This is a genomic window from Bradyrhizobium sp. CCGUVB1N3 (assembly GCF_024199925.1).
Classification (GTDB): Bacteria; Pseudomonadota; Alphaproteobacteria; order Rhizobiales; family Xanthobacteraceae; genus Bradyrhizobium.
In genome coordinates, this window is the sequence record NZ_JANADR010000001.1 from 2,997,952 (window position 1) to 3,010,002 (window position 12,051).

A 12,051-nucleotide genomic window follows, 5' to 3' on the forward strand; every position below is an offset into this window, starting at 1 on the left:
CGCGCAGCGATTTGCCATCGTCCCTTCTCCCCTTACAAGGGGAGAGGGTGCACCGTTTGCCCGGCTCGCGGTTTAGTGCATCCCGAGCACCCGCGGCAGGAACAACGTCAGCTCTGGCCAGTAGGTCACGATGACGAGGAAGCCGAGCATGGTGAGCAGCCACGGCATCACGGCGACCGCGAGCTCGGTGATGCGCATTCGCGCGATCATCGAGGCGACGTAGAGATTCAACCCCACAGGCGGATGGCAGAGGCCGACCTCCATGTTGACGTCGATGACAATGCCAAAATGCACGAGGTCGATGCCGAGCTTCTTCGCCGCCGGAGCGAGGATCGGCGCCATGATCAGGATGATCGAGTTCGGCTCCATGAAATTACCGGCGAGCAGCAACAGCACGTTGACGACCAGAAGGAAGCCGACCCAGCCGAGATTCTGCGCCGCGATCCAGTCGGCGAGCGTCGCCGGCAGATTCTCGTTGGAGAGCACGAAGGAGAATAGCACCGCATTGGTGACGATGTAGAGCAGCATCGCGCTGGTGTTGGCGGCGCGGAGCAGCACGCGCGGCACATCCTTCATCCCGATCGCCCGGTAGACGAAGACCGAGATGAAGAAGGAATAGACCGCGGCCATCGCGGCCGCCTCGGTCGCGGTGAACAGGCCGCTATAGATGCCGCCGATGATGATGACGACCAGCATCAGGCCCCAGATGCTCTCGCGGAACGTGCGTACCGTCTCGCCCCAGCTCGCCTTCGGCAGGCGCGGATAGTCGCGCTTCTTCGCAAGCCACCAGGTCACGATGCACAGCATCGTGGTCAGCATCATGCCTGGCAACAGGCCCGCGACGAACAGCGCACCGATCGAGGTGTTGGTCGAGACCGCGTAGACGATCTTCGGGATCGAGGGCAGCATCAGGATGCCGAGCGAGCCGGCGACCGTGATGATGCCGGCGCCGAAGCGCATGGGATAGCCGTGGCGGACCATCTCGGGCAGCACGATGGCGCCGATCGCGGCCACCGTGGCGACGCTCGAACCGCACACCAGCGCGAACATCGCGCAGGCGACGATGCCGGCAAGCCCGAGGCCGCCGTGCCAGTGGCCGATCAGCGAGGTCGCGAAATTGATCATGCGCCGCGCGACGCCGCCATGGGTGAGGAAATTGCCGGCGAGGATGAAGAACGGGATCGCCATGATCTCGAAACTCTCGATGCCCGTGAAGAGCTTCATCGAGACCGCTTCGATCGGCACCGTCGTCAGCGTGAACAGGAACGTCATCACGGTGAGGCCGAGCGCGATCGAGACCGGGATGCCCGTCAGCATCAGCGCGATCAGCAGCGCAAACACGGTCGCGGCGCGCATCCAGTGCGGCAGCACGATGACGCCGGACTTTTCGGCAAGGCATAGCGCGAAGATCAGGATCGGCGCCAGAATCAGGATCACGCCGAGCGGCGAGATTTTTCGCGCAGCGGCCTTTGTCACGGCGCCGGCGGGCTGAGGATGCAGCGCGGGCGAGGCGTCGGCTTGCACACCCTCGACATGGCTCTCGTCGTGATGCGGCAGTTCGCCGGTCCAGAAATAGAACCAGGCGACCTGGAGGAAGCGGAAGCACATCAGGCCGGAGCCGAGCGGGATCGCCAGATAGACGATCCACATCGGCGCTTCCAGATCGTTCGACTGCTGTCCGGTGTGGAACATCTCGCCGACGAAGGAGGCGCCGAAGGCCGCGATCATGCCGGTGAAGATCGCGCCGCAGAGCAGCGCGAACAGGATCACGTGCTTGCGGGAATGTTCGGGCAGGCGGTTGACGAGCAGGTCGACGCCGACATGGATGCCGGTGCGCACGCCATAGGCCGCGCCGAACTTCGCCATCCAGATGAACATGTAGATGCAGAGCTCCTGCGCCCAGGACAGGTCGAGCTCGGACAGGAAGGTGAATGCGGCCTTCGACAACGCCGCGAGCCAGGTCAGCCCATGCGCGGCGGCCCATCTGGAGAGCGCGATCGACTCGCCGGCGCCGTAACGATGCAGCACGGCGATGAAGATGAGGCCGGTTGCAGCCGCAATGAGCGTCGCGATCAGCCATTCCTCGAGGTGATCGAGCGCACGATTTAGCACGCGAAGCAAATCAAGTCCCCCCTATCAGACCGAAACGGCCGGGAGTGCATTCACTCCCGACCGTTCTTGTTGTTGTTCTACGCCAGGCCGAGTCAGTTCATCTTGACGTCGAGTTCCTTGGCGACGAGATCGAGCACCTCCTGCCCGACCCGGCCCTTGGCCCATTTATACGTCGGCTGCATCGCCTCCTGCCACGCCTTGCGGTCGGCATCGGAGAGATAGTGCAGCGTGGTCTTGCCCGACTTCTTGATCTCAGCGAGCGCGTCCTCGTTCTCCTGGCGCGCGATCGAATTGGTGTAGTCGGTCGCCTCCGCCATCGCCTTCTCGAGCTGGGTACGGATATCCGGCGGCAGGCCGGCCCAGAATTTCGAATTGACGATCACGGCGTATTGCAGATGCGCGTGATAGGACACGGTGATGTCCTTCTGCACCTCGTAGAACTTCTGCGTCAGGTAGTTCGAGGCCGTGTTCTCGCAGCCGTCGACGACACCGGTCTGCAAGGCCTGATAGACTTCGGAGAACGCCATGATCTGCGGGATCGAGCCGACGAGGCGGAAATACTGGTCGGCGACTTTCGAGCCGGAGATGCGGAACTTCAGCCCCTGGAAGTCGGCGGGCTTCATCAGCGGACGGCTGGAGGAGACCATGTGGAAGCCGTTGTCCCAATAGGCCAGACCCGTGATGCCTTTTGCCTCCAGTTTCTGGAACAGCCACTTGCCGACGGTGCCCTTCATCGCAGCGGCGTAGGTCTCGTCGTCCTTGAACAACCAGGGCAGGTCGAGCGCCTCGAACTCCTTCACCCCGAGCGGCGCGAATTTCGCGGTCGAGGGCGCGAGCATCTGCACCGAACCGAGCTGGAGCGCCTCTATCTCCTCCTTGTCCTTGTAGAGCGAGGAGTTCGGATAGACCTCGATCTTGACCTTGCCGTCGGTGTATTTCTCGGCGAACTCCTTGAACTTGAGCGCGCCCTTGCCCTTGGGTGTGTCATTGGCGACGACGTGGCTGAACTTGATGACGATCGGGCTCTGGGCCTGGACGGCGGCAGGCACCAATAAGAGCGTGGAGACGAGCGCGGCCGCAGCAGCCGCAAGCAGCAATTTGCGCATTAAGTACCTCCCAACAACCTCTAAAACCGGTTCTTTTTTGTTTTCCGGCTTCAGTAGTGGCAGCAAACCACCAGGCGAACAACTAGACCTAAGCCCAATTTGCCGCAGCCAAATCGCGTTGACGGCTCTTGTATACGCAAGTTTGCGCCCGCTCCAGCCCCGACGGGCGAGCGCTTATGTCGCATCAGCGAAGGAAGTTAACCCTTGCGCTGAGCGATCATGAACAGCCGCCGGAACGGGAACAGCGTCTGCCCCGCGGCATTCTTCGGATAGGCTTTTGCGACGCGCATCCCATAGGCGGCCTCGAAGGCGGCCTTCTCCTCGCCCTGCAAGACGTCGAGATAGCGTGTCAGCCAGGTGCCCTTGGTCCATTCCTTGACGGGATTCTCGCCTTCCAGGACCTGGAGATATTCGGTCTCCCAGATGTCGATGTTCTGCGAGAGCGGCGCAAGGAGATCGTGATAGAAGGCCGGCCCTTCGACCGGCGGCGGGGTGACGAGGTGCTCGACCTTGGCCCGCCAGGGGCCGTTCAGCGCGGTCTCGCCGATCAGGACATGCGAGGGCGCGGTGAAATTGCGCGGCATCTGCACCGCGAGCATGCCGCCGGGCCTCACCTTCTCCATCACCGAGGGGAAGAGTGCCGCATGATTGGGCAGCCAGTGCAGTGCGGCATTGGAATAGATCAGGTCATATTGCTTGGCCGGGCGCCAATGGCCGAGATCCTCATGTGACCATTCCACCTCCGGCGCCGCCTTGCGGCCTGCGGCGACCATCTCGGCGGAGCCCTCGACGCCAGTGACGGCCGCATTCGGCCAGCGCTCCTTGATCAGTTTTGTGACGTTGCCGGCACCGGCACCGAGATCGGCGATATCAGAGACGGCAAAATCCGGAATCCGCATCAGGAGATCGACTGCCGGCCTCAAGCGGTGGCCGGAGAATTTCAGATATTGCTGCGGATCCCACACCATCTTCGCGAACCTGTTTTTCGTGTTTCCTTCGCCTTGGCTCTTCGTTACCACTGCTCGTCCCGGTCGGGCAAATCGCTCCCGGGACGGGTTGGAAACGATCAGCAAACACGACAAAAGCAAACAAGAGAGCGTGTGACCATGGACCTCGGGCTCAAGTCGAAAACCGCAATCGTCACCGGGGCGAGCATCGGCATCGGCCGCGCCATCGCCAAGGGCCTTGCCACCGAAGGCGTGCGCGTCGTGGCGGTGGCGCGGCGCAAGGACCTGCTCGACCAGCTCGTGCAGGAGACAGGCGCGGGACTGATCACGCCGTTCGAGCAGGACGTCATGGCACCGGATGCCGCCGAGCGGCTGGCCGCCTTTGCGCTGAAGGAGCTCGGCCACGTCGACATCCTCGTCAACAATGCCGGCGGCAGCCGTCCGCTGCCGGTCGATGCGCCCGACAGCAAGTGGGACGAGGCGATTGCGCTGAATTTCACCAGCTACCGCCGCATCGCGCATGCGCTCTTGCCGCAGATGATGGAGCGCAACTGGGGCCGCATCATCAACATCACCGGCAAGTCCGAGCCGGAAGGGCTGAACGCCGCCTTCGCGGCGAAGGCCGCCGTGCACGCCTGGGCCAAGGGCCTGTCGCGCGAGATCGGCAAGCACGGCATCACCATCAACTGCATCCCGCCCGGCCGCATCATGAGCGAGCAGATCCGCCGCAACTATCCGGCTGATTATCGCGAGCGCTTTGCCGAGGAAGAAATCCCGGTCGGCTATTGGGGCGAGCCGGAGGACCTCGCGGCCCTCGCCGTATTCCTGGCCTCGCCGGTCGCGCGCTACATCACGGGCACGGTGATCCCGGTGGATGGGGGCTTGCGGCGGTATCAGTTCTGATCGGCGAGAGCGCACCAGCCGCCGCGGCAACGCTGCTCCTGCAAATCATCGAAAACAACCCCATGCAAAGTAGAAACGCGGTTGCCGGATGACCCGCTGCCCCCTCCGCGCCACATTTGACACGTCGGGCAAATCACCGGCAATCTGCGATCATCGCACTATCTTGGAGTGAGCAGCCTCCACGATCGCGGTCGCAGACGGACTCGCGGATGTTGCGACGGCATCAACGCGCAGGGCCTGCGGAGCCCGGGTCGAAGCGGATGTTGTAGCGATGCAGCTTCGCATAGACGGTGCTTTTGGCGAGACCGAGCGCGGACGCGGTCGCCGTCACGTTGCCGCTGCACGACCGCAGCGTACGCGCTATCAGGTCACGTTCGGCTCTCTCGGTCAGAGACAGGCCCGGTTCGCGCGCTTCTTCTGTGCGCCGGATGGTATCAGGCAAATCCGACGACACGATCGGGTCGCCGCTACTGGTCAGCATCACACTCTCGATGAGGTTGCGCAGTTCGCGGACGTTGCCGGGCCAGTCATAGCGGCGCAGGCACTCGAGCACCTCCGGCGCAAACGGCGGTCGGCAAGGCCGTAGCGAGACTTTGCCTGGGCGACGAAATGATCGACCAGCAGCGGAATGTCGTCGCAGCGCTCCCGCAGCGGCGGTATGACGACGGGCACGACGGCCAGCCGGTAATACAGATCCTTGCGGAAGCGCTGTGCGTCCACCTCGGCTTGCAGATCGCGGTTGGTCGCGGCGACGAGACGGAAGTCCACCTTGCGCGCCACGGTCTCGCCGACCCTGCTGATCTCGCCATTCTCCAGAGCCCGCAGCAACATGGGCTGGAGATCGAGCGGCAATTCGCCGATTTCGTCGAGGAACAGCGTGCCGCGGGACGCAGCCTCGATCTTTCCGGACATGCCGCCGCGCCGCGCGCCAGTGAACGCGCCGTCGACATAGCCGAAGAGTTCGCTCGCCAGCAGCTCGCGCGAGACGGAGCCGCAGTTCACGACGACCAACGGACCGCTTCGGCGCGGGGAAGCAGAATGAATGGCTTGAGCGAAAACCTCCTTGCCGACACCGGTCTCGCCAAGCAGCAGGACAGGAGCCGAGGTCGTGCCGACACGACGGCATTTTTCGACGACGGCGTGCATCTTGGGGTCTGTATGGATGATGTTGGTGAAAGCCCTGGCATCAGCTTGGACGGGCGGCAAAACGGATCTACTCGAAACCGCTGGCTTCGGCGCCATCATGACGGTTCCCAGATGTTCGCCCTGATACGCCACCGGTCTCAGCCATTCCTCCTTGATCCAGGCTGGGCGCGAATTGCACCAAGGCCGATCGTCGCCGCTCCCAAGGAGCGGAAAATTCGACTGGCTGTGCGGCGCGCCGAGGTCGCGTAAGATCTGCGCCATTTCGCCGTTCGCCTTGAAGGGCCGCCCGGCACTGTCGAACAGCACGGCGTGATGGCGGTCCGAAGGAGGCAGCATCCAAAAGCATTGGTCGAGAAGCCTGTAACGGGCGTCCAGCTCCATCTGGAGCAGCTGGGCCTCGATGCGCGCGGCCGCAGAAATCGCCAATGCGAGTGCCTGCCGTCCGTAGGAATCGGACAGCCCGGAAATATCGATGGCTCCGATCACGGCGCCATCGATGGGATCGCGGATGATGGAGGCCGAGCAGGTCCAGCGCTGGATCCCTGAGCAGAAATGTTCGGTGGCATGCACCTGGATGGCCTGACCAGTTTCCAGCGCCGTGCCGATTGCGTTGGTGCCGCAGGTCGCTTCGCTCCAGGTGCTGCCGGGCAACAGGTGGGTCTTCTCCACCGCATTGCGCAAGGCGATCCTGGTATCGCCTTCCAGGCGCAAAACGATGCCATCGACATCGGTCAGCACCATCACCGTGCCGGTTTCCCGCATGTAGTCGCGCGCAAGTGCCATCGTCGACGCGCCGGCATGGACCAGGCGGGTGCGCTTGTCGAGCAGGCGCCGCAGCCGCTCGTCATTCATCGGCATCGGAGCCTGGCTGCGCCGGTAGTCGACGGCCGACTTCCGGCTCCGCCGCCAGGAATCGTTGATCGCGGGTCGAACGACCTGCCCGCCAGCGCCGGTCCCGGACAGGAAGTGCTCCCAGCTTGTCAGGACGTCGCGCTCAATACCTGGATTCGCAAAAGCTTCCTCTGGCGTCTGACCCAACACGCTTCCTCCTTTGACGCGCTGAGCGGTCCAGGTTCTTATTGTTTTTGGCGGACCCCGAGCTTTATCGGCCAATCTTGAGACCATTCCATGCCAACGCGCAACTGATTACCGGATCACGGCCCAACTTTGACGCGTCTCCGACCGCACTGCAAAAGCGTGAGGCCGGAGGCACACCAATTATTGGTGCCTGACAAGGCCCTTAAAGCGCGATGAGATTGGGATGAATCGTCATCGCGCTTTAGCAGGCTGTTGAAGAAGTCTCTGGCGAAGCGTTTTGGATCGTGATTCCCTAGGATCAGGATTTTGCTGGGGTGGCACGATGCGGGGAAGTGACGAACGGTCTGGCTCGCTGTTCAGTTATGTTGACCTGGAGGCTCGGGTTCGCGTCGACCACCCGCTGCGGGCGATCAGGGATCTGGCAAATGCGGCGCTGGGCGATCTTTCTGGGGAGTTTGGCAAGCTCTACACGGACTTCGGTCGGCCCTCGATCGCACCGGAGAAACTGCTTCGGGCGATGCTCCTACAGGCGTTCTATGGGGTTCGCTCGGAAAGGCATCTGATGGAACGGATGGAGTTCGATCTTCTGTTCCGCTGGTTCGTCGGGCTTGGGGTGGACGATGCGGTTTGGGACCATTCAACCTTCTCGAAGAACCGCGACCGGCTGCTTGAAGGTGAGATTGCGGCCAAGTTCTTGAACGCGCTTTTGGCGCAGCCGAAGGTGAAGCGTCTTTTGTCGAGCGATCACTTCTCGGTGGACGGCACGCTCATTGAAGCCTGGGCTTCGATCAAGAGCTTCCGGAGGAAGGATGGCAGCGACAAAGATCAGGACGGTCCGGGACGCAATGCCGAGCGCAGCTTCCACAAGGAGAAGCGATCCAACGAGACCCATGAGAGCACGACCGATCCTGAGGCCAGGCTCTATAAAAAGGGCGACGGCCAGCCGGCCAAACTCTGCTATATGGGCCATGCGCTGATGGAGAACCGCAATGGTTTGGCGGTTTTAGGTGGAGTGAGCCAAGCTACTGGCACCGCCGAACGAGAGATTGCGCTTGCCATGATCGACAGGCGCGGGTGTGCGAAGCGGGTCACTCTGGGGGCGGACAAAGCCTACGACGTCACGCAGTTCGTGCATGACCTGAGAGATAGATCGGTTACTCCGCATATCGCGATCAATGGACATCTGAGTAAGACCGGCAAGCGGCGCAAGACGGCGGTCGACGCGCGTACCACGCGTCACGACGGCTATGACATCAGCCAACGCTGCCGCAAACGCATCGAAGAAGTCTTCGGCTGGATCAAGAGTTCCGCTGGCCTGGCCAAGGTCAAGCTGCGAGGCCGCGACCGGGTGGATGCCGTCTTCGTCCTGGCGCTTGCGGCCTATAATCTGATCCGGCTGCCCAAGCTTCTGGCGGCACCGGCATGAGCATCCGAGGTAGATGGCGGGTCGTCGAGACACCAGGCTACGACATGGCCGTGGCGGGCGCCTACATCCTGTTCGATGACGACGGCGGCGAGTTCGCCTTCGATTGCCTCACGGGCTGCATTCATGGAGCCTGTGACGGCGATGCCGTCCAGTTCGGCTGGCAGGGAAACGACGAAATGGAGCCAGCCAACGGTGATGGCTAGGCCGAACTGCGGGATGACGGCTCACTCGAAGGTGAAATCTGCCTCCTTAATGGCGACGACATCCCATTTATCGCGCGTCGCTCGAAGACTTCTTCAACAGCCTGTTAGGTTACTGTTTGAGCATGATCTCCGCGCAAACGCGTACCGCGTTTGTCGCGAGGGAAAGCCACGTCACACTTTGCGCTAACGCGGCCCTCCGGGTACGGATCATGCTCAGGCTGCCTTGCGCCGGTGCAGGGTGTTATAGAAGGCCGTCTCGAAGCGCATATACCCGGTGAACGAAGCCGGATCGCCAAACGGCAGAATCTGGGTCGCCCAGTAGCCGCCGACGCCGTTCTGCCGGTCGATCCAGTAGAACAGGTTCGCTAAGCCAGCCCAGCCGAGCGCGCCGGCCGGCCGGCCCGTCGGGGCCTCCTCGTCGTTGACCATGAACGTGAACGACCAGGATTTCGACTGGCCCGGGAAGAACTCGGCATCGTTGGAGAGCGACTTGATCACCCCCGGCAGCGCCTTGACCTTGAGATCGCCGAGATGGTTCTTTTCCGCCATCGTCACGGTCTCCGCTCTAAGCACCCGGCCGTGCGGGCCGTTCCCGTCGTTCAACCACATCCGAATGAAGCGCATGTAGTCGCCGACCGTACTGTAGAGGCCGTGCCCGCCCATATGGACCTCGGGCTTCGCCGGCAGTTCAAAGTCCATCGGCGTGAGCGAGCCGTCGGCGTTGCGGGCATGCATGCCGGCGAGCTTGCTGCGCATCACATCATTGATCTCGAACGTCGTGTTCGCCATTCCGAGCGGCTTGAAGATACGCTCGGCGAAGACCTCGCCGAGCCGCTTGCCGGTAATGCCCTCGACGACCTGCCCTACCCAATCGATGTTCGTTCCATATTCCCACTTTGAGCCGGGATCGAAAAGAAGCGGCGTCATGATCGCGGCCTTGGACGAGGTGATCACGCTCGGCTGTCCGTGGTCGGTCGCCAGGCGCAGATAGTTCTCGTTGAAGAAGTCGTAGCCGAATCCGCCGGTGTGCAGCAGCAGCATGCGCGTGGTCACGTCGCGTTTCGGCGGGCGAAGCCTGGGCTGGCCCTTGGCGTCGAAGCCGTCGATCACCTGCAGCTTGCCGATGTCGGGCGCATATCTCTTCGCGGGAGCATCGAGGTCAAGCCGGCCCTCTTCGATCAGTTGAAGAGCGGCGGTGCCGGTGATCGCCTTGGTGGTCGAGAAGATCGCAAAGCTCGTATCCGTCGTCATCGCCTCAGGCTTGTCGGCCCGACGCTTGCCTGCGGCACCTTCGTAGATATTGCCGTTGCGATCCGTCACCATGGCGACGACGCCCGGGACACCCGGCCCCGTCGTGACGGTCTCATTGAGGATTGCGTCGGCGTCTACAGCAAATTCTCTGCACATGTGTTTCCTCCATTGAATTTTGGGAGATGCGAAAAGAAGGGCCGCGCTCGCGGGGAGCGCTTGCGCGACCCTGCGTCGATCACTGCTTGGCAAAGCCTGGATAGGCCGAGGAGGCGACTTCATCGCACTTCTGGCGATAGGTCCCGACGCCGCCGATATAGGAGAGCAGACGGCGCGGCTTGCCCTCGACATTCGAGCCCATGTACCAGGAGTGCGTCTTGGTCACGAGGGTCGTGTTCGCGATCTCATCGTGATGAGCGACCCAGGCGTCCTGCGTCTCCTTGGTGGGCTCGATGACGCTCAAATGGTTCTTCTTGAGATAAGCAATACAATCGCTGATCCACTCGACCTGCTGCTGAAGGCACGTCGTCATGTTGCAGAGCGCCGTCGACGGTGCCAGCGGCGCGCCCGTCGTGAAGAGGTTCGGGTAGCCGTGGACCTGAAGCCCCATCGTGGTCCTGATGTCGCGGCTCCACTCGTCCTTCAGCGAGCGGCCGTTGCGGCCACGGATGTCGATGCGCGTCAATGCACCGGAGCCGGCGTCGAAGCCGGTCGCGAGGATGATCACATCCAGCCCATACGACGTGCCATCGGTAAGCTCGATACCCTGGGGTGTGATCCGCTTGATCGGGTTGTTCTTGACGCTGACCAGCTCGACGTTCCCCTGGTGAAAAGCCTCCAGATAGTTGCTCTCGAGCGGGACCCGATGCGTGCCGAAGCCGTAATCGGTCGGGATCAGCGCCTCGCAGAGCTTGGGGTCCTTCAGGCGCGCGCGCATCTTCTTGCGGACGAACTCGGAGATCTCCTCGCTGACGTCCTCCTCGAAGAACATCTCGACAAATGAGGCGAGCCACAGCCGCAGCGAGCCTTCATCCCAGATCTTCTCAAGAACGGCGTGACGCTGGTCCGCCGTGAGATCCTTCCAATTGCCGTTGGTGAAGTCGTATTCGAAGCCGGTGAACGAGTGGGGCAGGGTCTTGCGGAATTCCTCGAACCGCGCCTTGTAGGCCTCGACCTCCTTCGGCCCGTATTTCGGGTTCTTCATCGGAATGATGTATTGCGGCGTGCGCACGAACACCTTCAGGCTGCCCACATCGCCGGCGATGGTCTGGATCACCTGAATGCCCGTGGCGCCATTGCCGACCACGGCGACGCGCTTGCCGGCGAGATCGAGCTTCTCTTTCGGATAGCGGCCGGTATGGACGAGGATCCCCTTGAACGTGTCCTGCCCGGGAAACACCGACGTCAGCGGCGCGGACAGCATGCCGCAGCAGGTGATGAGGAACTGCGCGTCTATGACATCGCCCTTGTCGGTCGTGATCGTCCAGCGCTGCGTCGCCTCGTTGAAGACGGCGCTCGTGATCGTCGTAGAGAACCGGATATCCTTGCGCAGATCGAGCTTGTCGGCGACGTAGTTGAGCCACCTTTCGATCTCCGGCTGACCGGGGAAACGCTCGCTCCAGCTCCAGCCTTTGTAGAGCTCCTCCGAAAAGAGATACTGGTAGATATAGGCCTCGGAGTCGAAACGCGCTCCCGGATAGCGGTTCCAGTACCAGGTGCCGCCGACGCCGGTGGCCGTATCGACGGCCTTGACCTTCAGGCCCTGCTCGTCGCGCAGCTTGTAGAGCTGGTAGAGGCCGGCAACTCCCGTGCCGATCACCACAGCGTCCAAGCTTTCGTGCTTGCCCGCGCCGTTGCTCTTGGACTCACTCATGCATTCCCTCCCAATGTCAGACTTGTTTCTGCTCCCCGCCGCAAGGCGT

10 protein-coding genes and 1 pseudogene are annotated in these 12,051 nt (G+C 62.3%); 3 read left to right on the top strand and 8 right to left on the bottom strand.

The genetic code is table 11. The features are described from left to right. Window positions 1–72: 72 nt before the first annotated feature. The 4 genes and pseudogenes from NLM33_RS49640 to NLM33_RS14260 all read right to left on the bottom strand — a co-directional run bounded on the left by NLM33_RS49640 (window position 73) and on the right by NLM33_RS14260 (window position 4,186). Window positions 73–1,356 carry a TRAP transporter large permease gene (locus tag NLM33_RS49640; protein ID WP_371930118.1) on the bottom strand — a complete coding sequence of 428 codons (1,284 nt, stop codon included), beginning with the start codon at window positions 1,354–1,356 and terminating at the stop codon, window positions 73–75. A 237-nt stretch (window positions 1,357–1,593) separates the two neighbouring features. Beyond that, window positions 1,594–2,112, bottom strand: a pseudogene (locus NLM33_RS49645) (TRAP transporter small permease); the annotation flags it as partial. A 92-nt stretch (window positions 2,113–2,204) separates the two neighbouring features. Beyond that, window positions 2,205–3,218, bottom strand: a complete 1,014-nt coding sequence (locus NLM33_RS14255; RefSeq protein ID WP_254096669.1) for a DctP family TRAP transporter solute-binding subunit — start codon at window positions 3,216–3,218, stop codon at window positions 2,205–2,207. A 197-nt stretch (window positions 3,219–3,415) separates the two neighbouring features. Beyond that, window positions 3,416–4,186, bottom strand: coding sequence for a methyltransferase domain-containing protein (locus tag NLM33_RS14260; protein WP_254096670.1), 771 nt, complete (start codon window positions 4,184–4,186; stop codon window positions 3,416–3,418). A 138-nt stretch (window positions 4,187–4,324) separates the two neighbouring features. Between NLM33_RS14260 and NLM33_RS14265 the strand changes: the two genes are divergently transcribed. After that, a complete protein-coding gene (locus NLM33_RS14265) occupies window positions 4,325–5,068 on the top strand; it encodes an SDR family NAD(P)-dependent oxidoreductase (protein ID WP_254105794.1) in 744 nt (247 codons plus the stop codon). Window positions 5,069–5,291: 223 nt separating this feature from the next. Here NLM33_RS14265 and NLM33_RS14270 read toward each other — a convergent pair whose 3' ends face one another. Next, window positions 5,292–5,549: a helix-turn-helix domain-containing protein gene (locus NLM33_RS14270; RefSeq protein ID WP_254096671.1), complete on the bottom strand. Its 258-nt coding sequence runs from the start codon at window positions 5,547–5,549 to the stop codon at window positions 5,292–5,294. Further along, on the bottom strand, window positions 5,549–7,252 hold the full coding sequence (locus NLM33_RS14275; protein WP_254096672.1) for a sigma-54-dependent Fis family transcriptional regulator: 1,704 nt from the start codon (window positions 7,250–7,252) through the stop codon (window positions 5,549–5,551). Before NLM33_RS14275 ends, NLM33_RS14270 begins: the two co-directional genes overlap by 1 nt. Window positions 7,253–7,574: 322 nt before the next feature. Here NLM33_RS14275 and NLM33_RS14280 point away from each other — a divergent pair, with 322 nt between their 5' ends. Together NLM33_RS14280 and NLM33_RS14285 are read left to right on the top strand one after the other, a co-directional pair. After that, window positions 7,575–8,678: an IS5 family transposase gene (locus tag NLM33_RS14280; RefSeq protein WP_254094633.1), complete on the top strand. Its 1,104-nt coding sequence runs from the start codon at window positions 7,575–7,577 to the stop codon at window positions 8,676–8,678. Then, window positions 8,675–8,881, top strand: coding sequence for a hypothetical protein (locus NLM33_RS14285; protein ID WP_254094631.1), 207 nt, complete (start codon window positions 8,675–8,677; stop codon window positions 8,879–8,881). The genes NLM33_RS14280 and NLM33_RS14285 overlap by 4 nt, the downstream gene beginning before the upstream one ends. 213 nt (window positions 8,882–9,094) lie before the next feature. Here NLM33_RS14285 and NLM33_RS14290 read toward each other — a convergent pair whose 3' ends face one another. Then, on the bottom strand, window positions 9,095–10,288 hold the full coding sequence (locus tag NLM33_RS14290; protein ID WP_254096673.1) for a serine hydrolase: 1,194 nt from the start codon (window positions 10,286–10,288) through the stop codon (window positions 9,095–9,097). 79 nt (window positions 10,289–10,367) lie between these two features. Then, window positions 10,368–12,002, bottom strand: coding sequence for an NAD(P)/FAD-dependent oxidoreductase (locus NLM33_RS14295; RefSeq protein WP_254096674.1), 1,635 nt, complete (start codon window positions 12,000–12,002; stop codon window positions 10,368–10,370). Window positions 12,003–12,051: the final 49 nt, after the last annotated feature.

Coding starts and splice junctions, on each gene's coding strand:
- NLM33_RS14295 (WP_254096674.1), bottom strand. CDS start 12,002: ATGAGTGAGTCCAAGAGCAACGGCGCGGGCAAGCACGAAAGCTTGGAC.
- NLM33_RS14255 (WP_254096669.1), bottom strand. CDS start 3,218: ATGCGCAAATTGCTGCTTGCGGCTGCTGCGGCCGCGCTCGTCTCCACG.
- NLM33_RS14280 (WP_254094633.1), top strand. CDS start 7,575: ATGCGGGGAAGTGACGAACGGTCTGGCTCGCTGTTCAGTTATGTTGAC.
- NLM33_RS14290 (WP_254096673.1), bottom strand. CDS start 10,288: ATGTGCAGAGAATTTGCTGTAGACGCCGACGCAATCCTCAATGAGACC.
- NLM33_RS14270 (WP_254096671.1), bottom strand. CDS start 5,549: ATGCTGACCAGTAGCGGCGACCCGATCGTGTCGTCGGATTTGCCTGAT.
- NLM33_RS14265 (WP_254105794.1), top strand. CDS start 4,325: ATGGACCTCGGGCTCAAGTCGAAAACCGCAATCGTCACCGGGGCGAGC.
- NLM33_RS49640 (WP_371930118.1), bottom strand. CDS start 1,356: ATGCGCGCCGCGACCGTGTTTGCGCTGCTGATCGCGCTGATGCTGACG.
- NLM33_RS14260 (WP_254096670.1), bottom strand. CDS start 4,186: ATGGTGTGGGATCCGCAGCAATATCTGAAATTCTCCGGCCACCGCTTG.
- NLM33_RS14285 (WP_254094631.1), top strand. CDS start 8,675: ATGAGCATCCGAGGTAGATGGCGGGTCGTCGAGACACCAGGCTACGAC.